Below are 24857 nucleotides of genomic sequence, written 5' to 3' on the forward strand. Positions count from 1 at the left end.
TCGGGCTACGCCCTCCCTACGCCGCGCGCAGCGCAAGGAAGCCCGTCACATCAACGCTCCGCCATCCTGACAGGGGGTCCCTTTTGCGCGCCGATAAGGGGTCCCGTTTGCACGCCGATTGACAGCCCCAAGGTTCAGGGCTTCGATCAACAAGCGGCGGATTTCGTGAATCTCCGCCACGGCTTCCAGCAATGCGGCTTCCGTTTCCGGCGTGACGGGCAAACTGCCCGTGTTCGCCGAACGGGCGAGCTGATTCAGATTTGAAGAAATCCGCGATTGCCCCAGCAGCCCGAGGGCTTGGGCCAGAGCCTTATGATCCTTGACCGGATTCTTTCCGCGCCGACGCGGGGCCGGATTGCCGGAATCGAAAAGACGGGACTGGATATAGCCGCCGAGCGACATATCGCCCGCCTCCTGCTCCAATTGGGCGCGTTGCTCAAAGGTGAGCCTGAGCGAAAACGGGGGCGGACGAATTCCCATCCGGCTCCCCTCTTATGCAATCTTGCGCCTCCGCCCGACAGCCGGACGGCTATCGCACGGGGCGCTTCCATCCTTCCGTTCATTGGTGTTTTGGGCCAGTCCGCGACCGAGGCTGGAATGACGAAGTACGTCATTCCATTCCTTCAAGATTTCGGTAAGATGGTTCGAACCTGCTCCCAGCAGGTCCGCCACCTTGCTCACATTGGCTAGCTTGAAGAACGACGACTTGCCGCCGATGGCCGCCCATTTAACTCTTCACTCGCGTGGCTAGTGCCCAAGGTCGCGACGGCTAAGATTGAGTCCGCTCGACCATTTCGACAGGCAAACCGGTCATTTTTGCGCTAGCGACCCAAAGTTCACAGGCCTTGCTCTCATCATAGGAGACGTCAGACGAACGAGCTGCCTTGCCGTTCGAGAAATAGCGTCCGCCCGGAGCGGCATCCTGTCCGATCGTGATCGCAGCCACCCGCCTGGCCGAAGTTTCAGGCCGATGAACATTGTTGTTCACCAGTCGCAGCAATGGCAGCACGTTGCGCGAAACCCATCGGAGTGGTGCAGGCCAGGACCGGGCGAGTCCCGTGGCGGGCATCAGGCCGGGGTCGATGGCGTTGACCTTGATCGAGGACTGGCGAAGATCGCCTGACGCAGAGAGTCGGCGCGATAGCTCATAGGTGCAATAGATGTTGCAGAGCTTGGAGGTCGTATATCGCCGCAAGCCCGCATTTCTGGACCCCTCAAAATCATGCGCGGCCGTTTCCGCGCTCTCGTAGACAGGCGCGGGCATCCCGGTCCGTTCCTTGGGATCATGCGTACCGCTTGAAATGAAGGTGATCCGGCCGTCCTGCTCCATGTCGTCGAGCAAAAGACGTATCAGCAGGTAGTGCCCAAGATGATTGACTGCGAAAGTCATCTCGTAGCCTTCTGCGGATTTGGTTGGCGCTGCGACATTTTGCATTCCCGCGTTACAGATGAGGCCCTTGAGTGGCGGGAAGCCAGCATTGCGCCAGATCCTGGCAAAATTGCGGATCGATTCCTGACTTGCGAGATCGAGCGGCAGAAATGCGGCGTGACCCCCGAGCGCTTTCAACCGGTCAACCGCCTCCTGTCCAAATTGCGGGTTGCGGGAGGCGATCACGACCATCGCGGTCTTGTCGCCCGCGATGGCTTTGGCGGTCTCGAATCCGAGGCCGGCGTTGCCGCCGGTGATGATGATCGAATGGGTGGGGGACATGAAGTACCTCTGCATGAGCTGACAAGATATACACCGTATATCTTTGCATTCTGCCGGTCAAGATGTACGTTGGCAATCATGGCCTATCCCAGTAAGATCGATTCCCAAGCCATCATGAATGCAGCCCTTGCGTTGCTTGAGCGCGAGGGGGAAGACGCACTGACCTTGCGACGCCTGGGCAACGAGGTCGGAGTGACGGCCAACGCCCTCTATCGATATTTCAGCAGTCGCGATGTGCTGATCGCGGCGGCAGCCGATGCCGTCGCGCAACGGCTTTATCTTGCGATCGAAAAGGGCATGGCCGAACTGCCAGGCGACGCGGACAGCGAGGCCCGCGTGCGCAAGCTGCTGAGGATCTATTCCCATTTTGCCGAGTCCAATCCGATACTTTACCGGACCTTTCTGAGCGCCAAACGCGCGGTGGCTTCAACGCTGCCCCATCCGCGATATCATGAGTTATTATGGCCAAAGGTCGTCTCGATCATCGAGCCATTGACCGGCGCAGACGATGCACCGGCAGCAGCCGTTACCCTTTGGGGTCTGCTTCACGGAATCTGGTCGCTGAGACAGGCCGACGTGCTAGGCGGCAAGAAACCATCCGAAATTGATGACTACGCCTTCGATGCGCTCATCCTCGGCATGCAAACCCAAGCCGCATAATTCCTGGGCGAGCGTTATAATGCTCATCATCGTCGGGCGCGGCCCGCCAGAAATGAAAAGGCTTTCGACTTTGTCGTCAGCGGATAGGCGACGGCTCGATCGTGCGCACCGTGGGTTCATCTATCACCGCCAGCGGATCGACAGCGTGGGCAAGCAGCAGGCCGCAGCGGTCCTCATCGTGCCAGATCGTAGTCGCCGTCACTTCGAGATGATCGGCGATCAGCGTCAGGCGGGCACCGATCGGCGGCAGGTACAAACCCTCGATCAAAGCGCCATAGACGGAGATATTGCGAATCATCACCTGTTCGCTGACGCCGTCCCAGATGATGGTCGCGCGGGCGTTTGCGACGAAGCGAGGTTCGCGGCGCTGTTCTACGTCGGAACGGAAATGGGCGCTGTTCATGGCCGCTCTCCTGGTAGCCCCCCAGGATCACAGTGAGTGTGCAGCGAAGATGTTGCCGAACGGCTAAATGATGCGGTTAATCGCCGGTGAGGGACAGACCGTCATCACTACCGTCTGCCCCCCCCTTCCCATGATCGATCAGGCCAGCGCGCCGTGGCAATGCTTGTACTTCTCGCCGGAACCGCAGGGGCAGAGCGCATTGCGGCTGATGTCGAGATTGGAAAATTCGCCATCCTGCGGTGCGACGATCGGTGCGCGCGGAATGGTGGTGGTGATGCCGCCGAAGCTGCCCGCATCAATGTCCGCACTGTTATCTTCGCCTGAAAAGGGGTCGATATGGGTGGTGATGAAGTCGGGTAGAACGGGCAGGTCGAATTCGGGCAAGGGTGCCTGATCCATGGAGAACTGCACGCGGGCGATCGACCCGGTCACATCCTCGCGGATATTTTCCAGCATCCGCTCGAACAGGGCAAAGGCTTCCTGCTTATATTCGTTGATCGGTGTCTTTTGCGCATAGGCGCGCAGGTGAACGACCTGACGCAGCGCATCGAGCGTGGAAAGATGCTCTTTCCAGTGATGATCGAGGCTTTGCAGCAGGATCGACTTTTCTATCATGTGCCAGTCGCTCGCATCGATTTCACCCGTCTTTTCGGCGACAGCTTCGTCGGCCATGGCAACGAGGCGCTGCTCGATCAGTTCAGGATCGACGGCATCTTCGGTCAGCCAAGCGTCAAAGTCCGGCTCCAGCCCAAGAATATCGGCGGTGCGCTGCTTGAGCTTGGCGATGTCCCACTGTTCGGGATAGGTGCTGGGGGGGCAGGAGCCGCCGACAATGTCATTGACGGTTTCGTGGCGCATATCGACCACCACGTCATCGACCGTGTCGGCATCCATGATGTCGGCGCGCTGTTCATAGATGACCTTGCGCTGATCGTTCATCACGTCATCATATTCGACGACCTGCTTGCGGATGTCGTAGTTGCGCGCCTCGACCTTTTTCTGCGCGGTCTCGATCGCCTTGCTCAGCCATTTGGACGGGGGCAGTGCCTCGCCATCTTCCAGATTGGAGCGGATCATCTTGGCGAACATCGTGTCCGGGCCAAAGATGCGCATCAGGTCATCGTCGAGGCTGAGATAGAAGCGTGACAGGCCCGGATCGCCCTGACGCCCCGAACGACCGCGCAACTGGTTGTCGATGCGGCGGCTTTCATGCCGTTCGGTGGCGAGGACGAACAGACCACCAGCGGCCAGCACTTCGGCCTTTTCGGCGGCGATTTCCGCTTTGATCCGCTCCATCGCGGCGTCACGCTCCGGGCCTTCCGGCAGGTCGCGCAGTTCGTCTTCAGCGCGGAGTTCCAGATTGCCGCCCAGCTGAATGTCGGTGCCGCGACCGGCCATGTTGGTGGCGATCGTCACTACGCCCTTGCGGCCTGCCTGCGCGACGATATGCGCTTCGCGTTCGTGGAAACGGGCGTTGAGGACCGCGTGCGGCACGCCTTCTTCGTTGAGGAAATTGGACAGCATTTCGGATTTTTCGATCGACACGGTGCCGACCAGAACGGGCTGGCCCTTTTCCGCATGTTCCTTGATCGTCCTGGCGATGCCGCGAAACTTGTCCTCGATATTCTTGTAGAAGCTGTCCTGCTCGTCCACCCGCTGCACCGGCTTGTTGGTGGGGATGGTGACGACGTTCATTTTGTAGATTTCGTAGAACTCGGTCGCTTCGGTCGAAGCGGTGCCGGTCATGCCCGAAATCTTGGGATACATGCGGAAATAATTCTGGAACGTGACGGATGCGAGCGTCTGGTTTTCCGGCTCGATCTGGACGCCTTCCTTGGCCTCCACTGCCTGATGCAGGCCGTCCGACCAGCGGCGTCCGTCCATCATGCGACCGGTAAATTCGTCGATGATGACGACCTTGCCGTCTTTCACGATATAATCAATGTCGCGGCGGAACATCACGACCGCGCGCAGCGCCTGATTCACATGGTGGACGACCTGCGTATTTTCGAAATCGTAGAGGTTGGTGCCCTGCAACAGGCCCGCATCCTCCAGCAGGCGCTCGATCCGTTCCGTGCCGTCTTCGGTCAGGGTGACAGTGCGCTGCTTCTCGTCCTTCTCATAATCATTTTCGGTGATCTGCTTCACGATCGCATCGACCGAAACATAGAGTTCGGATTTGTCGTCGGTCGGGCCGGAAATGATGAGCGGAGTGCGCGCTTCGTCGATCAGGATCGAATCGACTTCATCGACGATGGCATAGTTGAAGGGACGCTGGACCATCGACGCGCGGTCATATTTCATATTATCGCGCAGATAGTCGAAGCCGAGTTCGTTGTTCGTCGCGTAGGTAATGTCGGCGGCATAGGCGTCGCGCCGCTGATCCTCGCTGATATTGGGGACGATGACGCCGGTGGTCAGGCCCAGGAAGCGGTAGACCTGTCCCATCCATTCGCAATCGCGGCTGGCCAGATAGTCGTTGACGGTGACGACGTGAACGCCCTTCCCCTCCAGCGCGTTGAGATAGGTGGCGAGCGTCGCGACCAGAGTCTTGCCCTCACCCGTGCGCATTTCGGCGATTTCGCCGCGATGCAGGACGATGCCGCCGACCATCTGCACATCGAAATGCCGCATGCCCAATACGCGCACGCCCGCTTCGCGCACGGTGGCGAAGGCCTCGGGCAGCAGGTCGTCCAGTGTCTCGCCCGCCGTCAGCCGTTCGCGGAATTTCGCCGTCTGCCCGGCCAGATCCTCGTCGCTGAGCGCCTGCATCGCGGGTTCGAACGAAGCGATCCGGTCGACCAGCTTGTCCAGCGACTTGACGTAACGGTCATTGGACGATCCGAAGATGGACTTGGCGAGTGCGCCGAACATGCAATTTCCTGACACCATGGGGAGGCGCGGCCCAAACAGGGACCACACGCAGACATGCGCGGCGATTTAGGGAGCGCTCGCCCTTTAGTCAATCGACGCGCGGATGGTTACGGCGCCATGGCATGCCATCTGCATTGACGGATCACCTCCTTTGCACCATTTCGCAGGGATGACCGATCGCTCCCCCCTCGCCCCCGCTGCCTTTCCTGCCCTGCCTGCCATCGCAGGTGTGACCCTGCGCGTTGCGCGCGCGGGGTATAAGGCTTGGGAGCGGCATGACCTGACTTATGCCGAATTGGATGCGGGGACCGTCGTGGCGGGTGTCACGACGCAGAGCAAATGCCCTTCGCCCGAAGTCGAATGGTGCCGGGACGCCATACCGCTGGGATCGGCGCGCGCCGTTGTGGTCAATGCGGGCAACGCCAACGCCTTTACCGGCAATCGGGGGCGTGCAGCAGTGGAGGCAATTGCGGCGAAGGTTGCCAATCACCTGTCCTGCCTGCCGTCCGATGTGCTGGTGTCGTCCACTGGCGTCATCGGTGTGCCCTTGCCGATCGACAAGGCGGAGGCGGGGCTGGAAGCGGCCTTTGCCGCCGCGCCATGCGGGTGGGAGGATGCGGCCAACACCATCGGCACGACGGATACCTATCCCAAGGGCGCGCATGTGTCGGCGATGATCGGCGATACGCGCGTCGATCTGGTCGGCATCATCAAGGGGTCGGGCATGATCGCGCCGGACATGGCGACGATGCTGGGCTATATCTTTACCGATGCGGCGATTGAGCCTGCGCTGCTGCAGGCGATGCTGTCTGCCGCCAATAAGCGGACCTTTTCCTGCATCACGGTCGATAGCGATACGTCGACCAGCGACACGGTGCTGGCCTTTGCTACGGGTAAGGCGGGCAATGCACCGTTGACGTCGATGGACGATGGGGGTGCGGATGCGTTTCATGCGGCGCTCCATGACCTGTGCCGCCAACTGGCGCATCTGGTGGTGCGAGATGGCGAAGGCGCGAGCAAGTTCATCGAGATCACGGTCGAGGGCGCGGAAAGCGATGAAAGCGCGCATCGCATCGCCCTGTCGATAGCCAACTCGCCGCTCGTGAAAACGGCCATCGCCGGTGAGGACGCCAATTGGGGGCGGGTCGTCATGGCGGTCGGCAAGGCAGGAGAACCCGCCGACCGCGATCGCCTGTCCATCCGCTTCGGCACGACGCAGGTGGCGAGCGGCGGGCTGGCGGTCGAGGGTTATGACGAAGCGCCCGTTGCCGCGCATCTGAAAGGTCAGGAAATCGTGATCGGCGTTGATCTGGGGCTGGCGGAGGATGGCGACGGGGGACGCGCAACGGTGTGGACCTGCGACCTGACGCATGGCTATATTTCGATCAATGCGGATTATCGCAGCTGATGCTGGACCTGCACGATCCGGTCGTGTCGTTGATGCGCGATGTGGCGCGCGACATCGTGATGCCGCGCTACCAGAATCTGGCGTACGACGAGATCAATGAAAAGGCCGCCGACGATTTCGTCACCATCGCCGACAAGGAAAGCGAGATCCGGCTGGCCGAAGGGCTGGCGGCGATCCTGCCCGAAGCGGCGATCATCGGTGAGGAAGCCTGCGCCGCTGACCCGGCGATATTGGACCGGGCGGGGGACGGGCTGAACTGGATCATCGACCCGATCGACGGCACCGGCAATTTCGCGGCGGGCAAGCCACCCTTCGGGATCATGGTCGCTCTGGTCGATGGCGGCGTGACGCTGGCCGGGTGGATACTCGACCCGCTGACCGGGCGGTTGTGCCATGCGATGCTGGGCGGGGGCAGTTGGATTGACGGGGAACGGGTGCAGGCGCGAGAAAGCGGCGGCGTCCTGCCGATTGCGGCGCTGTCCGTCTATTTAATGACGCCGGACGAGCGAGCGGACATTGTGCGCCGGTCTGACGGGCAATTTACGTTGGTGGACATACCGCGTTGCGCCGCAGAGCAATATCCCCGGCTGGTACTGGGGCAGAATGACATATCGGTGTTTGCGCGGACACTGCCCTGGGATCATGCCGCGGGGACGCTGTTCCTGAACGAGGCGGGCGGGCGTTGCCAGAGGCTTGACGGGTCGCCCTATATCGTGGGCGATACGCAGCGCGGATTGCTGGGCGCATCGTCGCCAAGGCTGTGGGACTTGGCGGCGGACAAGCTGTTTAGCTGACCCGCCGCCCAGCGAACGTCAGAGGACGCTTTCGATCCAGCCCTTGAGCGCGCTCTTGGGCGCAGCGCCGACCTTGGTCGCGGACACTTCGCCGTTCTTGAACAGGATCATCGTGGGGATGCCGCGCACGCCATATTGGCCGGGCGCGTCGGGATTTTCGTCGATGTTGATCTTGGCGATCGTCACCTTGTCACCCAGTTCTTCGGAAATTTCTTCCAGCGCCGGGCCGATCATCTTGCACGGGCCGCACCATTCGGCCCAGAAATCGACCAATACGGGAACGGTGGAATCGATGACGTCTGCCTTGAAGCTCTGGTCGGTAACTGCCTTGGTGGCCATGGTCTAATCTCCTTGTTGCAGACTATCTAGGATGGGTAGGCATCCGGCTCAACGGCCAGAAGCGGCAAATTCTCCTGCGCGGGGACATAGCCCGGCTTGTGCGGTGCCAGCAATGCAGGCGGCAGGATGATGAGGCGCGGCGCGCTGGTATAGAGCAGGCCCGCCTCTATCGGGCGATCAGGGAAGATTACGGCGAGGGCAGCGGCATAGGCGGCCATTTGCCGGACATGGGCGATCGGCACGTCCTGCGCGGTCAAGGGCGCGACCCGCCCGGTCTTGAAATCGACCAACTGGATGCGGTCCTGCCCCACGCAAAGGCGATCGACCGTGCCAGCGATCACCGCCTCCCCCACCACAGCCGCGATGGGGGCTTCGGCCAGAGCGTCGGGGCCGAACAGAGCGGCGAAGTCGGGGGCTTCGATCACGCGCAGCGCCTGTGCGATCACATCTTCGCGTGTCGCATCGTCAGCGCCCTGCTGGACCAGCCAGCGGTCGGCGGCATCGCGGCGGCGGTCGGGCGCTACATCGGGCAGGCGCTCGAACAGCGCGTGGAGCCAGCGTCCCCGTTCGGCGGCGGCGCGCATCGCCGGGCCGGGTGGCGGATAGGGGACGTCATCCTCGACTTGAGCGGACGGCGCGAGCGGGCGCGGCGGACGAGCCTCGGCGGGGGTGGCGCGACGCAGCCAGTCCGGCGTGGTCGGCTTGTCCTGCGCCATGGTCGTTTCCGGCTCCGCCTGACGCCCCACCAGCGTTTCGGTGCCGTGCCAGCGGCGGGTTGCGCCCCAGATGGGATCGGCCTCCCACTCCGCGCCCAGCGAGATCATCGCGGTTTCGACCGCCGCGAACCAGCTTTCCGGCTTCACCTCGCCGCGCGCGCGTGATCCCAGAGATCCGGCGACGACCAGCCGTTCCTCAGCCCGCGTCAGCGCGACGTAAAGCAAGCGCCAATGCTCCTCACGCTCGACGGCGGCGGCGGCTTGCGCGACGTCGCCGATCGGTCCCTGCTTTTCCGCCTTGCGCGGGGGCAGGATAGGCAGGCCGTTCCACAGCAGCGAATCGGCGCGATTGCCTGCGTCGGGGTCCAGGCAGGCGTCGGCCAATATGACGATCGGCGCCTGCAAGCCTTTGGCGCCATGCACGGTCAGCAGGCGCAGCATGTCGCCCTGCGCCGCCGCATCGCGCACGATGTCGACTTCACCCCGGTCAAACCAGTCGATAAACCGCTGGAGCGAAGGATGATCGTCGCTTTCAAAGGCGAGCGCGGCGTTCAGCAATTCTTCGATCGGATCGAGTGCTTCTGTCCCCAGCCGCTCGACCAGACGGCGGCGCCCATCCATCGGCCCGGATAGGATAGATTCGAGATAGCGATAGGGCGTCGTAAAATCCGCCACCGCCAGCAGATCGCGCAATGGCTGGAGCACTGGCGCGTCGAGCGTGTGATTAAGATGACGCCACAAACCGACCCTGCGACCACCCGCCCGGTGCATGAGGTCGTCCTGGCTCCACCCGATGAGTGGCGACACCAGCAGCGAGGCGAGGTTGAGTTCATCCTCCGGCTGGACGGCGAAGCGCAGCGCGGCGAGCAGATCGCGCACCGCCAGCGGTGCGTTGAGGCGGAGGCGGTCGATGCCGGCGACCGCGACTTTTTCTTCATAGAGGCGCGCGACGATCAGGCGGGCGAGTTCGCTGCGGCGGCGGACCAATATCATGATGTCGCCCGCACGCACGGGACGTCCCCGGCTTTCGAGGATCAGGCCGTCATCGATCCATTGCTTGATCTGCTGGGCGATCTTCTGCGCCAGAACGCGTTCCTGATCGGCGGCCCAATCTTCTTCGCCCTCCGCTTCGTCGGACAGGCCAGCGACGATTGGCTTCCACAGCAGCACTTCGCCGGGATGGCGATTGGCGCTGATGTGGCGCACGTCGCCTGTGTCCAGCCCCATCCGTTCGGCGCGCAGGGTGGATATGGTGCGATCCACCACATCCAGCACGGCGGGGGTAGAGCGGAAGCTGCGATCGAGTGACAGGTCATGAAATTCATGGCCCGCGTCGCCCGCATCCCGCTGGAACAGGATTTGTGCGGCGGCGAAATTCTGGGGACTCGTGCCCTGGAAGCCGAAGATCGCCTGCTTGAAATCGCCCACGGTGAAGATGGTGCGGACCCTGTCCCCCTTCGCCCCGTCGCCAGCGAAAAATTCCTCTGCCAGCGTACGGACGATGCGCCATTGGGCGGCGTTGGTGTCCTGCGCTTCATCCACCAATATATGGTCGATGCGCTGGTCCAGCTTATAGCGAATCCATTGGGCGATGCCGTCCTGTTCCAGTAGCGCGGCAGTGCGGGCGATCAGGTCGTCGAAATCGACCGCCCCTGCCAGCCGCTTGGCCTGCGCATAGGCGCGGGCGTAGGCGCGTCCGGCGGCCAACGCTTGCGCCAGCAACGCGGCATAGTCGGCGCGCAGCTTCATCGCGATCATCGCGCCACAGCGTTCGTGCAGCCGTGCCGCCGCCTCGATATAGCCATCGACGGGCGGCACCCAGCCTTTGGCGCTGACGATGTCGCCATCGGCCTTAGCCCATGCCTTGTGCAGATCGGTCAGGCCCGCCGCCCGTCTGGCCGGATCGAGCGCGCGCCACAGGGCGATCCGGTCGCAGCGTTCGAGTGCGCGGCCCGTCCCCCACTGCACATTGGCCTGCACGATCCAGTCGAGCGTGCGCATGTCGAACGCTGTGTCTTCGCACTGGTCGGCCAGCCATTGGTCGATGTCGCCTTCAGGCAGGCCCAGTTCGGTCATGAGCCACGGCGCAATATCCTGAGGCAGTGCATCAAGCGGTTCGAGCCGAGCGGCGCAGCGCATCAGATATTGCTCCGCGCCCCCTTCCCCCATGCGCAGGCTGAGCGCCTGCAACGCCGCCATCAGGGCGTTGTCACCCTGTTCTTGCGCAGTGACGACCAGATCAGCAAGCGTCTGGCGCGCCAGATTGCCCTGTTCGCGCTGGTCGAGCGGGCGGAAGCCGGGCGTTAAATCAGCCTCCAGCGGGAAGGCGGTGAGGAGTTGCTGGCAAAATCCGTGGATCGTCTGAATACGCAGGCCGCCGCCGGTGGATTCCAGCACTTCGGCGAACAGGCGGCGAGCAAAGTCGCGGGCGTCGGGGCCTGACTCCTCACCCAGCGCCTCCAGATCCGCGAACAGCCCCTTGTCGTCCATCTGCACCCATGCGGCGAGCCGGTCGTGGATGCGATCGGCCATTTCCGCCGCCCCCGCCTTCGTAAAGGTCAGGCACAGGATATTTTCCGGTCGTACACCTTGCAACAGCAGGCGGAACACGCGCGCGGTCAGCACATGCGTTTTGCCCGTTCCCGCCGAAGCAGACAGCCAGACATGCGCGTCGGGCGCGGCGGCCAGCGCCTGATCGCCCAGCAGCCGTTGCAGGGGTGAGGCGACCTTAGCCATCGTCGCGGCCATACCATTCCTCCAGCCGCATCAGCTGGTCATAATCGCCGTAATTGGCGACTTCGGGATTGATTTCGGCGCGGAACGGGGCGGTGCCGCGCAGGAAATCCTGCGCCAGTTGTTCAAACTTGGCATAGACGTCCATGGTGAAATCGGCGGTGACGATCTTGTCGCGCTTGCCCAGTGGGTCGACGGGGCTTTCGCGATAGCCGAACTGGTCGCCTTTCTTGGCCAGCGACCAATATTCAAACCCGCCTGCCAGCCGCTTGCCCTCTATCCCGTCGAACCCGCCATGTTCGGCGATGACGCCCAACAGGCCGAGTTGGAGCGCGAAGCCGGCCCGGACCTGCCGTGCGCTGGGTGGCTTGCCGGTCTTGTAATCGATGATGCCCAGTGTGCCGTCAGGCAGCCGGTCGATCCGGTCGGCCTTCCCCATCAGCGTGACGTCGGCGATGTCCGCCCGCCCTTCCCGCTCGACAGCCAGGATGGTGCGGCCTTCCGCCTTATCCTGCACGACCTGCGCGGCGATCCAGCGGATCGCTTCGATCAGGCGCGGTTGCCACAGCGCCTTGAGCAGCGGATGCACTTGCGGCTGGTCGAACATGGCACGGGCGCGGCGTTCCAGATCGGCCGGGTCCAGCGGCCCGGCCTCTGCCCATTGCTGCAAGATGTCGTGGACGGCCGTGCCGCGCCAGGCAGGACCGGCGTCGGCATCTACCGGGTCCAACCGCGCAAGGCGCAAGACGCGGCGGGCGTAGAAGGCATAGGGGTCGGCCTTCAGCCGATCCACATCGGTCACCGGAATGACCGTCGGGCGCAGCGCCAGCGGCGGCACGGGCGCGGGACGCAGGGCGGGGCTGTGCGTGGCGGGGGTGTCGATACCACGCCCGAGCGCAGCATAGCGATCCGCCGTCTTCCATTGCGGCCCAGCCATAGCCTTTAACCGTAGCCACAGGCGCGATGCGACAGCCGGACCGCCGCTGCCGCGACGCGCGCGGGTGATGAGGGCGTGGGGTGCGCCCAATGCGCTGGCGAAATCATGGGCGGAAAGGCCGATGCGCGTTTCCTGCCCCGGCAGCCCCAGCTCGCGACGGATGCGCGGCGCAAGCCATGGGTCTGGCGAAGGCAGGCCCGGCCATGTGCCTTCGTTGAGGCCGCCCAATATCATGAGGTCCGCCTGCATCAGGCGCGCCTCGATCAGGCCGAGGATGGATATACGTGGGTGGCCGCCCTGCGGTGGGCGCACCGATGTGCCGCCCAGCATAATGTCGAGCAATGCGGAGAGTCCGCGCATGTCGGCCTGACGCGGGCCTTCGTCGGCGGCGGCTTCCATTTCCGTGAACAGATCGGCGGCGGCATGCCCCTGATGCCCCGCCCATATGGCGTCGGCGGTCAGCGCACTGGCCTGCGCTCGCAGTGCGGCGAGCTGGTCAGACAGGCCGGTCGCCGTGCGAAAGGCATCCTCCAGCGGGGCGAGCAATGCGCGGGCAGCGGGCCACCAGTCGCGCACCTGTTCGCGCACTATGCGCTGGCGATCGTCGGCGCGCGGGTGCAGCAGCAGGTCGATCCCCTCCAGCCCTGCTTGAGGACGGGGGCCGCGCAGCAGCAGGTCGAGCGCGCGCACGCCATCCAGCCAGGACAGACGCCCCTCACCCCGCATCACCAGCGGATGTTTGAGTAAAGTCAGCAACGGAACCGGCGCGAAGCGTTCCGCCACCGCTTCGGCCATGGCGATCAGCAGCGTGCCGGGCAGCAGGCGCGACAGGGGCAGGCCCGCCGAATCGTCAGCCTCTATGCCCCAGCGTTTGAGGTGCGCCGAAACGCGGGTGGCAAGTTGCCGGTCCGGCGTGACAAGAGCGGCGGTGCGCTCCGGCGTCTCCAGCGCCTCGCGCAGGGCGATGGCGATGGCCTGTGCTTCCTCGCCCGGCGTCGCGACCTCCAGCGCCTCGACGCCAGCGAGCGATCGGACGGCGGTCTTGAGGTCGCGCCAGCGGCTGGTCAGGCGCGGGGGCAGCATCGCGTTGGAGATATTGCGGCCCCGCACGGCGCGCGCATCATGCTCGCTGCCCCAGCGCCACTGCGCGACATCGTCCCGCGTCGCGCTCATGCCGTTCAGCAGGCGCTTGAAGGCATATTGGGGATGGCTTTCATGGCCCGCAGGCGCAATGCCGGTGACGGGATCGGGCGCGAACGGACCGATCGCATCCCACGCGTCATCATCCATATGCTGATCGAGCGCGGCGAAGACGACCATTCCATTGGGCATTTCCGCGATCCGGCGAAGCAATCCGGCGACGGCGGGCGCCGTGGTGGAGATGCCCGCCGAGACGACGAACCCGGCGGGCGGATGATCGGTCCAGCGGCGCGCCAGCCGATCGAACAGTCGGTTGCGCCGCTCCGCCATGTCGATGCAGCCCAGTCGCGCCAGTTCGTCGGGCCAGCGGGCGATGAGGATTTCGAACATCGTCAGCGACGTTTGCCAATGTTTCGACAGATCGTCCGACATGGTCAGGCCACGCAAGGCGGACGCGGGCACGCGCTCCACCTGCATCTGGTCCAGCACCGCGCCCAGCGCCTGCCCCAGTTGCAGCGCCTGCGCGCCATCAATGTCGCCCTTCACCGCCTGCACCATGCGGGCCAGGATCATCTGGCGGCGCATAGGGGCGATCGCGGGCGGTATCGCGTCCTCCTGCCCCAGCGGATCGAGCGCACCGCCGACCTGCTCGCCCAGGTCGGGGTCGCCGATCGCCACGAGGCGGGGCAGCAGCAGCCCGCCGCCCGACGCACGCACGAAGGCATCGCTCACGGCGCGCACCGCGCGATTGCTGGGCAGCAGGATCATGCCCTGCGCCAGCGTCATCCGGTCGCCACCATGTCGCGCCAGCACGCCCGCGACCAGCGCATCGGCGAAGGCGCGATGCGCGGGGATCGTGTAGAGTGCCGGGCGGGCCTTATCGCCCAAGGTGCTTACCCATGAGCGATCATCTGTTCGACGACGGGGATCGCCTGCGGCGTGCCCACGTCGAACCATAATCCCTGATGCGATACGCCATAGAGCCGTCCCGCTTCGATCGCACGGTTCCAGAAGACATTGGTGGAAAACATGTCGGCGGGTGGATCGACCAGCAGCTTGGGCGACAGGATCTGGACGCCGGTAAATACGAACGGCGCGACATGGGCGGTCTTTCGCCGGGCCAGCCGCCCGGTCGCATCCATGTGGAAATCGCCCGGCCCGCTATGGCAGGTAGCGCGGGCCAGCGGGACGAGCAGCAGCAGCGCGTCCATTTTCTCCGCATCCCACAATCGCCGCATCACGCCCAGCGTTTCCTGCGGCCCGTCGATCCACAGATTGTCGCTGTTGGCGCAAAAGAAGGGTTTGTCACCCAGCAGCGCCTTTGCGTGGATCAGCCCGCCGCCGGTTTCCAGCAATTTGGCGCGTTCATCGGAGATCACGACGTCGAGGCCGCATTTGCGCGCACGCAGATGCGCCTCCACCGTGTCAGCGAGATAATGGACGTTGACCACGACCTTGCGGACGCCGCCAGCCTCCAGCCGGTCGAGCGCATGATCCATCAACGGTTTGCCCGCCACTTTCACCAACGGCTTGGGGCGCGTGGCGGTGAGTGGACGCATCCGTTTGCCAAGGCCAGCCGCCATCAGCATCGCCGTGTCGATCATGCGGGAACAAACTCCGCCAGGCCATTGTGCCGCTTGTCGGCCGGGATGTTGGCGGCGAACCAATCGGCCACCGGGGCGAGGGCAGGATGGGCAAGATCGCGTTCCAGCAATCCCCACATGCGCGGCAGATAGCTGAGGTAGCGCGGCTTGTCGTCGCGCTTCCACAGGCGCGTGAAGATACCGATGATCTTGGCGTTACGTTGTGCGCCCAGCACGGCATAGGCCGCTTCAAAATCGGCGGGTGGGCTGGCGACGGCGCGATAATGGGCCAGCATTGCCGCCTCTGTCGATGGGGGGACGTCGCGGCGTGCATCCTGCAACAACGACACCAAGTCATAGGCGGGATGTCCGGCGAGCGCGTCCTGAAAGTCCAGCAGGCCAAGCCCATGGGACGACGCGCGGTCGATCAGCATGATGTTTTCGGCGTGATAATCGCGTAGCACCGTGACGATCGGGCTGGCCGACTGTTCCACGAAGGGCAGCACGGCGTCCCAAGCCCGGACATAGGCGTCCGTATCCACCGCCAGGCCGATCGCCGGGCAATACCATTCCCTCAGCAGCCCGACTTCGCGCTGATAGACCGCGCGGTCATAAGCGGGGACGTCGGCGGCAGGCAGGCGATGCAGGTCGGCGAGCAGGTCGATGGCGCGGGCATAGACGGCGAGTTCAGTATCCGGCTGCGCATCCAGATGTTCCTTGACGCGCAGGTCGCCGAAATCCTCGATCAACACCAGCCCCTGCTCCAGGTCGCGCGCCAATATCTGAGGCGCGGCAAAATCATGGGCGATCAAATGTTCGGCGATGCTGATGAATGGGCGCGGATCTTCATGCGGTGGTGGGGCATCCATCAACACCGCGCGCCGTCCGCCGTCGATCACGCGGAAATAGCGGCGGAAGGACGCGTCGCCTGCCAGTGGAACGATCGCCGCATTGCCCCAACCGGCTTGGCCAAGGAAAGCGGGCGCTTCGGCGGGCGGAATCATATCTGCAACCATCGGTCCGTCCAAGCGTCGGGCAGGTCCGCTGTCAAGCGCCGAGCGCCGTCTTCGGTCATTGCAATGGTCAGCCGCAGCGCATGGGGCCAAAGCCGATCGCCCAGTCGGTCGGGCCATTCGATGATGAGCAGGCTGTCCATCAGATATTCGCCCAGCGCCAGTTCCTCCGTCTCCTCCGGCATGTCGAGCCGATACAGATCGACATGAGCGACGGGCAACCGGACTTCAGGCACGTCATAGGGTTGGACGATGGCGAAGCTGGGACTTGGCGCTTCACCTTTCAGGCCCAATGCTTCCAATATGCCGCGCGCCAATGTGGTTTTGCCAGCACCCAGTCCGCCTTCCAGCGCGATGACGTCGCCGATGCGCGCTTGCCCGGCGATCCGGCGGCCCAGGTCGAGCATCGCCGCCTCATCGGCCACAGCCATGGTGATTTCAGCCACGCGGCAATTCAATCACGACCATCGTCCCCTGCCGAAGTTCGGATACGAGCTGGAGCGTGCCACCATGCGCCTGCGCGAGTTGCCTGGCCAGCGGCAAGCCGATGCCCGCCTTTCCGCCGCCCCGTGCCTGCGTCGCCCGCGCAGCCGCGTCGAACAGACCGTTCTGCTGTGCGGGGGCGATACCGGGACCATTGTCGGATATGACGATACGCGCTTTGTCGGCCGTGCCGTCGCCGTGGATCAGCACCCGCGCACCCTTGCCGCAATAGCGGATGGCGTTTTCGAGCAGATGGTCGATCGCCTGCCCGATGCGGCGTGCATCACCCTGCACCTGCCCCAATTCTGGGTCGATGGTCAGCGCCAGGTCGATACCCTTCGCCATGGCATCGGCCTGCGCCCGCGCCTTGCCCGCACGGATCAGGTCGGGCAAATCGACCGGCGCGCGATCAATCGGCAGCGTCCCCATTTCGCCCTGCGTCAGGTCCAGCACATTGTCGATCAGCATGGACAGGCGGCTGGTGCTTTGAAGGATGCCATCGACATATTCCTTCGCCGCGTCACTCATATCGCCGGCATAGCCAGCGCTCATCATTTCCGCGAAGCCGGCGATGGTGGTCAGCGGCGTGCGCAATTCGTAGCTCATGTTGGTGACGAAGGCGGTCTTGACCTGATCGGCCTGCTCCAGCGATTCGTTGCGATCGCGCAAGACCTGCTCCACCCTGCGGCTGTCGGTGACGTCCAGCATGGTGAACAGCGCATTGCCGTCGGGCAACGGGATGGCGGCAAATTCGAAAATCCGCCCGTCGGAAAAGCCGACATGGCCCACGCGCTGCTTGCGCTCCACTGTCGCAGCCCGCACCAGTTCGCGCACCAGCGTCGCCTGCTGCGGTTTGGCGAGCCGGGATTGTACCGCGCGCATCAGGTCGTCGATGCGCGGATGCGTCGCCAGCATATCCTCCGCCGCGCCCCATATGGTGCGGAAACGGCTGTTCCACATCTGAAGCCGCCCGTCGGACGAAAACACGCCGATAGATTCGAACAGATTGTCGAACGTGGCCGTCCGCACGCGCAGCAGCGTGTCGCGCGCGCTGGACAATTGCACTTGCTCGGTCCGATCCTCGAAGATCAGCAGCAGGCCGCCGTCTGGCAACGGCTGGGCATAGACCCGCAAATGAGTGCCGTCCTGCAACAGCCAGTTTTCCTCACGCGGGTCGGGCGACAGGAACCAGTCGCGCCGTTCCGCGCGCCAGGCTGGAAAATCGCGATGTTCAGGCAGGCGGCGGGCGTCGCGCATCTGGTCCAGCACGCGTTCGAACAGGGGCGCGTCGGTCAGTTGCTCCTGCTGCAATCCGAACAGGCTGATGAAAGGCTGGTTCCAGAAGCGCATGGCGCGGTCGGGACCAAAGCGTGCCACGCCAGCGGACAGGCGGTCGAGCAGATCGCGCTGTGCCGCTTCCAGCCGCCGATGTTCGACCCGCGCCTGTTCCAGTTCATGCTGATCGACGGCATAGCCAGCGATGCCCGCGTCGCCCAACGGCACATCGACCACCCGCATCGTGCGCCGTTCGCCATCGATCGTGGCGGGGACCATGCGTTCGATTGCGACATCCTGCGCCATCGCGTCGGCTGCGGCGGCTTGTGGGGTCAGGCCACTGACCGGCTCGACCAGTTCGGTGCCGCTCTCGATAACCTCGCGCGCGCTGGGCGCATCGACAGCGCGGACATAGGCGCTGTTGACGAGGCTGAGGCGCAGGTCGGGGGTACGGTGCCACATCGGGAAAGGTGCAGCCTCGACCAGTCCCGCCAGTGCCTCCAGCGCATCACGCAGCTGATCGACCTGGCCTTTCAGCCCCTGTATTTCCGACTGGCTGTCGGTCGCGTCGAATATCCACAGGATCACGCCGCCGCTCGACGCCAGCGCCGGTCCGGCAGGCGCCCCGCGTACCAACAGCAGGCGGGACGATCCCACGCCACGCACGGGCAGCGCGAAACTCTTGCCTGCTTTCTGCGCAGCGGCGATCTGGGTGCCGAGTGCGGCGGCATCCTCCGGTTCCAGTCCGCTGTCCGCCGATATCAGTTCCGATGCGAAGGATGGCACGCGCGCCTTGCCCAGCCATTTGGCGAGGCGATCGGCAGCTTCCAGTCGTCCGTCGGGATGGATGATGATCGGCGCTGCGGGCGCGGACGCCAGCAATGTGGCCAGCCTGTCCAGCTTGCCCTGCGCCTGCGTGCCTTCGCGGCGCATGCGTCGACCGCTGGCCAGCGCCCATATGGCTGCACCTAGCCATAGGGCCAGAACCATGCCTGCTGTGATGGCGGCGAACGGGGTCAGCGTCGTCACGACGTCCGATCCCTCATGGGCCTGCCCTGCCTGTCCCTGTTCATAATCATGACCCGACTATCGCAAGTCGGCCACGGCGGAAAGCGGCCTGCATAAAATTGTGCCGCGTGATGCGCGGATCGGCAATCGGGGGAAGGCACAGCGCGCCCTCCCCCGGATCGTCATCAGTAGCGGTAATGGTCCGGCTTGAACGGGCCTTCGACCGGCACGCCGATATAGTCCGCCTGCTTCTGGCTGAGCTTGGTGAGTTTCACGCCCAGCTTTTCCAGATGCAGTTCGGCGACCTTTTCATCGAGATGCTTGGGCAGGACATAGACGTCGTTGCCGTACTGCTCACTCTTGGTCCACAGTTCGATCTGCGCCAGCGTCTGGTTGGTGAAGCTGGCCGACATGACGAAGCTGGGGTGACCGGTGGCGTTGCCCAGATTGACCAGACGGCCCTTCGACAGGACGATGATCTTCTTGCCGTCGGCAAACTCGACTTCATCGACCTGCGGCTTGATCTCGGTCCATTTCATGTTGTTGAGGCCTGCAATCTCAATCTCGCTGTCGAAATGACCGATGTTGCAGACGATCGCCATATTCTTCATCGCACGCATATGATCGACGGTTAGGACGCCTGCATTGCCGGTTGCGGTGACGAAGATGTCGGCGCGCGGCGCGGCTTCTTCCATCGTCACGACCTCATAGCCTTCCATCGCCGCCTGCAGCGCGCAGATCGGATCGACTTCGGTCACCATGACGCGCGCGCCGCCATTGCGCAGCGATGCGGCGGAACCCTTGCCGACATCGCCGAAGCCCGCGACGCAGGCGACCTTGCCAGCCAGCATGACATCGGTGCCGCGACGGATCGCATCGACCAGGCTTTCCTTGCAGCCGTACAGGTTGTCGAACTTCGACTTGGTGACGCTGTCGTTTACATTGATGGCGGGGAAGGGCAGCTTGCCCTTCTTGGCCAGTTCGTACAGGCGGTGGACGCCGGTGGTGGTTTCTTCCGAAACGCCCTTGATGCTCGCAACTGTCTTGGTCAAGAAGCCGGGACGTTCGGCCAGCACGCGCTTCAGCACCGCGCAGAAGATTTCCTCTTCCTCATTGTCGGGCGTGAACAGTTCTTCGCCCGCTTCCACGCGCGCGCCCCATAGGGCGAACATCGTGGCATCGCCGCCATCGTCCAGGATCATGTTGCAGACGCCCGACGGATCGGTGTGCCAGTCGAAGATACGCTCGACATAGTCCCAATATTCCTGAAGCGTCTCACCCTTGATCGCGAAGACCGGCACGCCCGAGGCGGCGATCGCGGCGGCGGCATGGTCCTGCGTCGAATAGATGTTGCAGGTCGCCCAGCGAACCTGTGCGCCCAGCGCGGCCAGCGTTTCGATCAGCACGGCCGTCTGGATCGTCATGTGCAGCGAACCGGTGATGCGCGCGCCCTTCAATGGCTGCGATGCGCCAAATTCCTTGCGCAGGGCCATCAGGCCGGGCATTTCGGTTTCGGCGATGTCCATTTCCTTGCGACCAAAGGTGGCAAGGGACATGTCGGCGATCACATAATCCTGCGCCTGAGTGGCGGGGGTGGTGGCCAAGAGCGTTCTCCGTATCATTAGAATGTGGTTGCTGGGCCGACATATGCCGAGCCGCAACGATGACACGCGCTCTACCAATCGCCGTGGCGCAAGGCAATAACGATATAAAGAATTCTTTATGTGCTGTTCGAAAGCCGGGTCAGGCGGAACCCGCGCCGCCGACCAAATGGTTGGAATCCACGCCAACCGACGCATAGGCCGCCGTCCATCGCCGCCGCGCGGGCACATCGAACAACAAGTCCGCCTGCCCCTTGGCCATGAACCAACTGTCGCCCGCCATTTCCTGCTCCAGCTGCCCCGCGCCCCAACCGGCATAGCCCAGCGCAACCAGATAGCGGCTCGGTCCGTTCCCGCGCGCAATCGCCTTCAATATGTCGAGAGAGCCGGACAGACCCCATTGCCCGCTTACATCCAGCATACCCTGCCCGCCCCAGTCGAGCGAATGAAGCACAAAGCCGCGTCGCGGCTCCACCGGGCCGCCGCGCAAAACTGGCGCATTGGCGATATCGCCAACCTCGATATCGAAACTCTGCAGCAGATCGTGCAGACTGACATCCTCCATCTCCTCTCCCACCGCGATGCCCAGCGCGCCGTCCGCGTCATGAACGCACAGGGCGATCACCGAATGATCGAATCGGGTGTCCGCCATGCCGGGGAGCGCGAGCAGAAAATTTCCGCCGAAGAAAAGAGGCTGGTCCATGCGGCGAATATAGAGTGGCGATGGCCGATGCCAAGGCGGATGATCTCCCTGCGGTCGTCCGGCCCCTTGACAGGATGGATGCCAACGCCGACCTCCCGCCCGTTAAGAGGCCAGGAGAAAAAGCCATGACCATTTCCACAGGCGACCGCGTTCCCAGCAGCAACTTCACCAAAATGACCGAAAACGGCCCCGAAGCCGTTGCATCGGACGAATATTTCGCGGGTCGCAAGGTTGCGATCTTCTCCGTACCCGGTGCATTCACGCCGACCTGTTCGGCCAAGCACCTGCCCGGCTACATCGACAAGGCCGCTGCACTGAAGGAAAAGGGTGTGGACGAAATCGCCTGCACCGCTGTCAACGATGCGTTCGTGATGGGCGCATGGGGCAAATCGGCTGGCGCGGACGGCAAGGTCACGATGCTGGCCGACGGCAATGGCGATTTTGCGCAGGCGATGGGACTGACCATGGACGGCAGCAAATTTGGGCTGGGCCAGCGGGGCCAGCGCTTTTCGATGCTGGTCGAGGACGGAGTGGTGACGCAGTTGAACGTCGAAGCGCCCGGCGATTTCAAAGTGTCGTCCGCCGACTATCTGCTTGAACAGCTCTGACTGAATAGCGGAGGTTCGACGATCGCGCGCCCGGCCCACGCCCGGCGCGCGATTGTTTCACTGCCGTCTTCCTTCCGTCATCCATCTGCGGTAACAGGGGGCGATGACACAAAGCATCGGCAAGGCGACGGTCGCGCAACTCGACCAACTTTATCTGACGTCCATCGAAAATCTGCGCGAAGCCATGCGCGCCTATGCCCGCGACGGCAGCGTCCCGGCGGCTGATTCGCGGGCTGAACGGTTGTTCTGCTACCCCGAACTGCGCATCACCTATCATGGCGACAGTGACATGCCGCCGCCTGGCCGGTCCTTTGCGCGCCTTTCCAAACCGGGCCGTTACGTTACGACCATTACACGGCCCGCCATGTTCGCCGATTATCTGTCCGAACAGATCGACCTGCTGGTGCGCGATTATGGCGTATTGGTCGAAGCGGGGCTGAGCGACCAGCAAATCCCCTTCCCTTACGTGCTCGATGGCCTGGACATGAGTGCGCTGGACGGCACGCCGCCTACCGAGCTGGCGCGCCATTTCCCCACGACCGAACTGGCGGAGATCGGGGACGAGATCGCTGACGGACTGTTCATGCCCGATCCCGCCGGGGACCGTCCGCTGGCGCTGTTCGACGGGCTGCGCACCGACTTTTCCCTCGCGCGCCTGAAACATTATACCGGAACCCCGGCCGAGCATGTTCAGCGCTACATATTGTTCACCAATTATCATCGCTATGTCGATGAATTCGTGGATTGGGCCTGCAAGGAATTGCAGCAGGAGGGCAGCCGCTTCACTGCCCTGTCCGGTGCAGGTGGCGTCTATGTAACGCCCGAAACCGCCGATCCTGCGCGCATGATCGCCGACAGCGCATGGCGGCGGCACCAGATGCCCGCCTATCACCTGATAGCCCCGGATCGTAGCGGCATCACGCTGGTCAATATCGGCGTCGGTCCGTCCAACGCCAAGACGATCTGCGATCATCTCGCGGTGGTGCGTCCCGAGGCCTGGCTGATGATTGGCCATTGCGGCGGATTGCGCCCCAGCCAGCGGATCGGCGACTATGTGCTCGCCCACGCCTATCTGCGCGACGACCATGTGCTGGACGAAATGCTGCCGCCCGAAATTCCGGTGCCCGCGATCGCCGAAGTGCAGGTTGCGCTGGCCCAGGCGGCCGAAGCCGTGCTGGGCAGCGGCGACCCGGAGGATTTCAAGCGTCGCCTGCGCACTGGCACGGTCGTGACGACCGACGACCGTAACTGGGAATTGCGCTATTCCAGTTCCGCCCTGCGGTTCAGCCTGTCGCGCGCCGTCGGTATCGACATGGAATCCGCCACGATCGCGGCGCAGGGTTATCGGTTCCGTGTTCCCTATGGCACATTGCTATGCGTGTCGGACAAGCCGATCCATGGCGAACTGAAACTGCCGGGGCAGGCGAACCGTTTCTATGAGGAAGCGATTGCCAGCCATTTGCGCGTCGGGTTGATGGCGTGCGAATTGTTGCGCGAGGAAGGGGCCAAGCTCCACAGTCGCAAGCTGCGGGCCTTCAACGAGCCGCCGTTCCGGTAAAGATCGGGAACGGCCACCGACACCCGTTCATTTCGCGCTTGTCGGGAAACGCGCACATAGCGCCACGACTTCTCGACAGGCTCGAAGCGAACGGATGTGGGTAGAGCGGTTATGCTTCCCGATTGCTGATGCTCATGCCGCAGCGCGCCAGATGGCGACGCGGTCCTTGCCCTCACGCTTGGCGGCGTAGAGCGCGGCGTCGGCGCGGGCGACCATGTCGTCCAACTGCTCGTCGGTCGCCGTCATCTGAGTCACGCCAAAACTGGCGTTCAGTTTGGCATGCGGGGCGCCCGGCAGGACGAGACAGGCGATTTCCGCCCTTACCCGCTCCATCACATCGGCGGCGGCGGCATCGTCTGTTTCGGCCAGCAGCAGGCCGAATTCATCACCGCCCATGCGCGCAACGATGTCGCCCCGCCGCACCGCCTTGGTCAGCAACTGGGCAAAGCCGCGCAGCGCGCTGTCCCCGGCAATGTGGCCATGACCATCGTTCAGCGCCTTGAACCCGTCCAGATCGCACACCACCAGTGCCAGCGGACGGTTATAGCGGCGTGCGCTGGCTATGGCGCTCAGCGCGGCTTCTTCCAGCCCACGCCGGTTCAGCACGTTGGTCAGCGGATCGTGCCGCATCTGCCGACCCAGCAGGTGCGCCAGGTCACCCGCGACGACCAGCACGGCGGCTACGCCGATGCCAACATAGATGGAAGGCAAACCAAGACCCAGCACAGCGCGATAAACCGCAAGTCCTTGCGCTGGCGCTTGTCCGATGCCTTTCGCCGCAGTGACGACCAAAGCCATCTCGAACAGGGCGAAGAGCAGGAACATGACGAAAAGCGCTGCCTCTGGCGCGCTGAACCGACGATCGCGCGGCCACAGGGTCGCCGCCGCATGGATCATCAGCAGTCCGACGTAACCGGGCACGATAATGGCTTGCACCGGACGATCGCCGATCATCGCTGCATATGAACTGCCCGCCGCCGCCATGCACCCTGCGATGACCAGCCAGCGCCAGGGCACGGTGCGCCCGGCACGCTGATGGACCCCCACCAGGACCAGCGTGCCGCTGATGACGATGCAGACCGCCGTCACCGACATGAGCACACCGCTATTGAAGATCACGCCGCCCGCATTGGCCAGCCACTGCACCATCGCCGCGCTGTAGGACAAAGCCCAGCTGAGCACATGTCGCTGACGCCCGAAATGCACCCATGCGATCCCCATCGCCACAGTCATGATGGCGCTGGTGAAGAATAGCAGGGCGATGATGATGACGGCGGGACTCACGGACTGGCCCTCTACTGTTTTTAATT

General features: G+C 63.6%; 19 protein-coding genes. 5 read left to right on the forward strand and 14 right to left on the reverse strand.

Annotated elements, in window-relative coordinates:
- Nucleotides 1-45 precede the first annotated feature (45 nt).
- Both mobC and WA070_RS12770 read right to left on the reverse strand, forming a co-directional pair.
- Nucleotides 46-480 carry a plasmid mobilization relaxosome protein MobC gene (gene mobC, locus WA070_RS12765; protein ID WP_422634307.1) on the reverse strand — a complete coding sequence of 145 codons (435 nt, stop codon included), beginning with the start codon at nucleotides 478-480 and terminating at the stop codon, nucleotides 46-48.
- 289 nt (nucleotides 481-769) lie between these two features.
- A complete protein-coding gene (locus tag WA070_RS12770; RefSeq protein WP_422634308.1) occupies nucleotides 770-1711 on the reverse strand; it encodes an SDR family NAD(P)-dependent oxidoreductase in 942 nt (313 codons plus the stop codon).
- Nucleotides 1712-1789: 78 nt separating this feature from the next.
- Between WA070_RS12770 and WA070_RS12775 the strand changes: the two genes are divergently transcribed.
- Nucleotides 1790-2371: a TetR/AcrR family transcriptional regulator gene (locus tag WA070_RS12775; RefSeq protein ID WP_422634309.1), complete on the forward strand. Its 582-nt coding sequence runs from the start codon at nucleotides 1790-1792 to the stop codon at nucleotides 2369-2371.
- 76 nt (nucleotides 2372-2447) lie between these two features.
- Here the strand turns inward: WA070_RS12775 and WA070_RS12780 are convergent, their stop codons facing one another.
- Both WA070_RS12780 and secA read right to left on the reverse strand, forming a co-directional pair.
- On the reverse strand, nucleotides 2448-2774 hold the full coding sequence (locus tag WA070_RS12780; protein WP_422634310.1) for a PilZ domain-containing protein: 327 nt from the start codon (nucleotides 2772-2774) through the stop codon (nucleotides 2448-2450).
- A gap of 138 nt (nucleotides 2775-2912) precedes the next feature.
- Nucleotides 2913-5648, reverse strand: a complete 2736-nt coding sequence (gene secA / locus WA070_RS12785) for a preprotein translocase subunit SecA (protein WP_422634311.1) — start codon at nucleotides 5646-5648, stop codon at nucleotides 2913-2915.
- 169 nt (nucleotides 5649-5817) lie between these two features.
- On the opposite strand from secA, the gene argJ reads away from it, so the two are divergent.
- Both argJ and WA070_RS12795 read left to right on the forward strand, forming a co-directional pair.
- A complete protein-coding gene (gene argJ / locus WA070_RS12790) occupies nucleotides 5818-7056 on the forward strand; it encodes a bifunctional glutamate N-acetyltransferase/amino-acid acetyltransferase ArgJ (RefSeq protein ID WP_422634312.1) in 1239 nt (412 codons plus the stop codon).
- Nucleotides 7056-7850, forward strand: a complete 795-nt coding sequence (locus WA070_RS12795) for an inositol monophosphatase family protein (RefSeq protein ID WP_422634313.1) — start codon at nucleotides 7056-7058, stop codon at nucleotides 7848-7850. Before argJ ends, WA070_RS12795 begins: the two co-directional genes overlap by 1 nt.
- A gap of 18 nt (nucleotides 7851-7868) precedes the next feature.
- On the opposite strand, the gene trxA is transcribed toward WA070_RS12795, so the two are convergent.
- The 9 genes from trxA to WA070_RS12840 all read right to left on the reverse strand — a co-directional run bounded on the left by trxA (nucleotide 7869) and on the right by WA070_RS12840 (nucleotide 21381).
- Entirely contained in the window at nucleotides 7869-8189 is a 321-nt protein-coding gene (gene trxA / locus WA070_RS12800; RefSeq protein ID WP_422634314.1) for a thioredoxin, read from the reverse strand.
- Between the two features lie 26 nt (nucleotides 8190-8215).
- Nucleotides 8216-11653, reverse strand: a complete 3438-nt coding sequence (addA, locus tag WA070_RS12805) for a double-strand break repair helicase AddA (protein WP_422634315.1) — start codon at nucleotides 11651-11653, stop codon at nucleotides 8216-8218.
- A complete protein-coding gene (addB, locus tag WA070_RS12810; protein WP_422634316.1) occupies nucleotides 11634-14603 on the reverse strand; it encodes a double-strand break repair protein AddB in 2970 nt (989 codons plus the stop codon). Before addB ends, addA begins: the two co-directional genes overlap by 20 nt.
- Nucleotides 14604-14608: 5 nt before the next feature.
- Nucleotides 14609-15319 (reverse strand): nucleotidyltransferase family protein, encoded by a 711-nt coding sequence (locus tag WA070_RS12815; RefSeq protein ID WP_422634317.1) that lies wholly within the window; start codon nucleotides 15317-15319, stop codon nucleotides 14609-14611.
- Nucleotides 15316-16302 carry an aminoglycoside phosphotransferase family protein gene (locus WA070_RS12820; RefSeq protein ID WP_422634366.1) on the reverse strand — a complete coding sequence of 329 codons (987 nt, stop codon included), beginning with the start codon at nucleotides 16300-16302 and terminating at the stop codon, nucleotides 15316-15318. The genes WA070_RS12815 and WA070_RS12820 overlap by 4 nt, the downstream gene beginning before the upstream one ends.
- Nucleotides 16299-16742 carry a tRNA (adenosine(37)-N6)-threonylcarbamoyltransferase complex ATPase subunit type 1 TsaE gene (tsaE, locus tag WA070_RS12825; RefSeq protein ID WP_422634367.1) on the reverse strand — a complete coding sequence of 148 codons (444 nt, stop codon included), beginning with the start codon at nucleotides 16740-16742 and terminating at the stop codon, nucleotides 16299-16301. Before tsaE ends, WA070_RS12820 begins: the two co-directional genes overlap by 4 nt.
- A 7-nt stretch (nucleotides 16743-16749) precedes the next feature.
- Nucleotides 16750-19059, reverse strand: coding sequence for a PAS-domain containing protein (locus WA070_RS12830; protein ID WP_422634368.1), 2310 nt, complete (start codon nucleotides 19057-19059; stop codon nucleotides 16750-16752).
- A gap of 203 nt (nucleotides 19060-19262) precedes the next feature.
- Complete coding sequence (ahcY, locus tag WA070_RS12835) at nucleotides 19263-20681, reverse strand: adenosylhomocysteinase (RefSeq protein WP_422634318.1); 1419 nt, start codon at nucleotides 20679-20681, stop codon at nucleotides 19263-19265.
- A 139-nt stretch (nucleotides 20682-20820) separates the two neighbouring features.
- The gene (locus tag WA070_RS12840; protein ID WP_422634319.1) at nucleotides 20821-21381 is read right to left on the reverse strand and encodes a YqgE/AlgH family protein; all 561 of its coding nucleotides are present in this window, start codon (nucleotides 21379-21381) and stop codon (nucleotides 20821-20823) included.
- Between the two features lie 125 nt (nucleotides 21382-21506).
- On the opposite strand from WA070_RS12840, the gene WA070_RS12845 reads away from it, so the two are divergent.
- The gene (locus WA070_RS12845; RefSeq protein WP_422634320.1) at nucleotides 21507-21989 is read left to right on the forward strand and encodes a peroxiredoxin; all 483 of its coding nucleotides are present in this window, start codon (nucleotides 21507-21509) and stop codon (nucleotides 21987-21989) included.
- Nucleotides 21990-22092: 103 nt separating this feature from the next.
- Entirely contained in the window at nucleotides 22093-23547 is a 1455-nt protein-coding gene (locus tag WA070_RS12850) for an AMP nucleosidase (RefSeq protein ID WP_422634321.1), read from the forward strand.
- A gap of 132 nt (nucleotides 23548-23679) precedes the next feature.
- Here WA070_RS12850 and WA070_RS12855 read toward each other — a convergent pair whose 3' ends face one another.
- Complete coding sequence (locus WA070_RS12855) at nucleotides 23680-24831, reverse strand: diguanylate cyclase (protein WP_422634322.1); 1152 nt, start codon at nucleotides 24829-24831, stop codon at nucleotides 23680-23682.
- Nucleotides 24832-24857 lie beyond the last annotated feature (26 nt).

Origin of the sequence: Sphingobium sp. (assembly GCF_049304695.1) — a bacterium.
Lineage (GTDB): Bacteria > Pseudomonadota > Alphaproteobacteria > Sphingomonadales > Sphingomonadaceae > Sphingobium.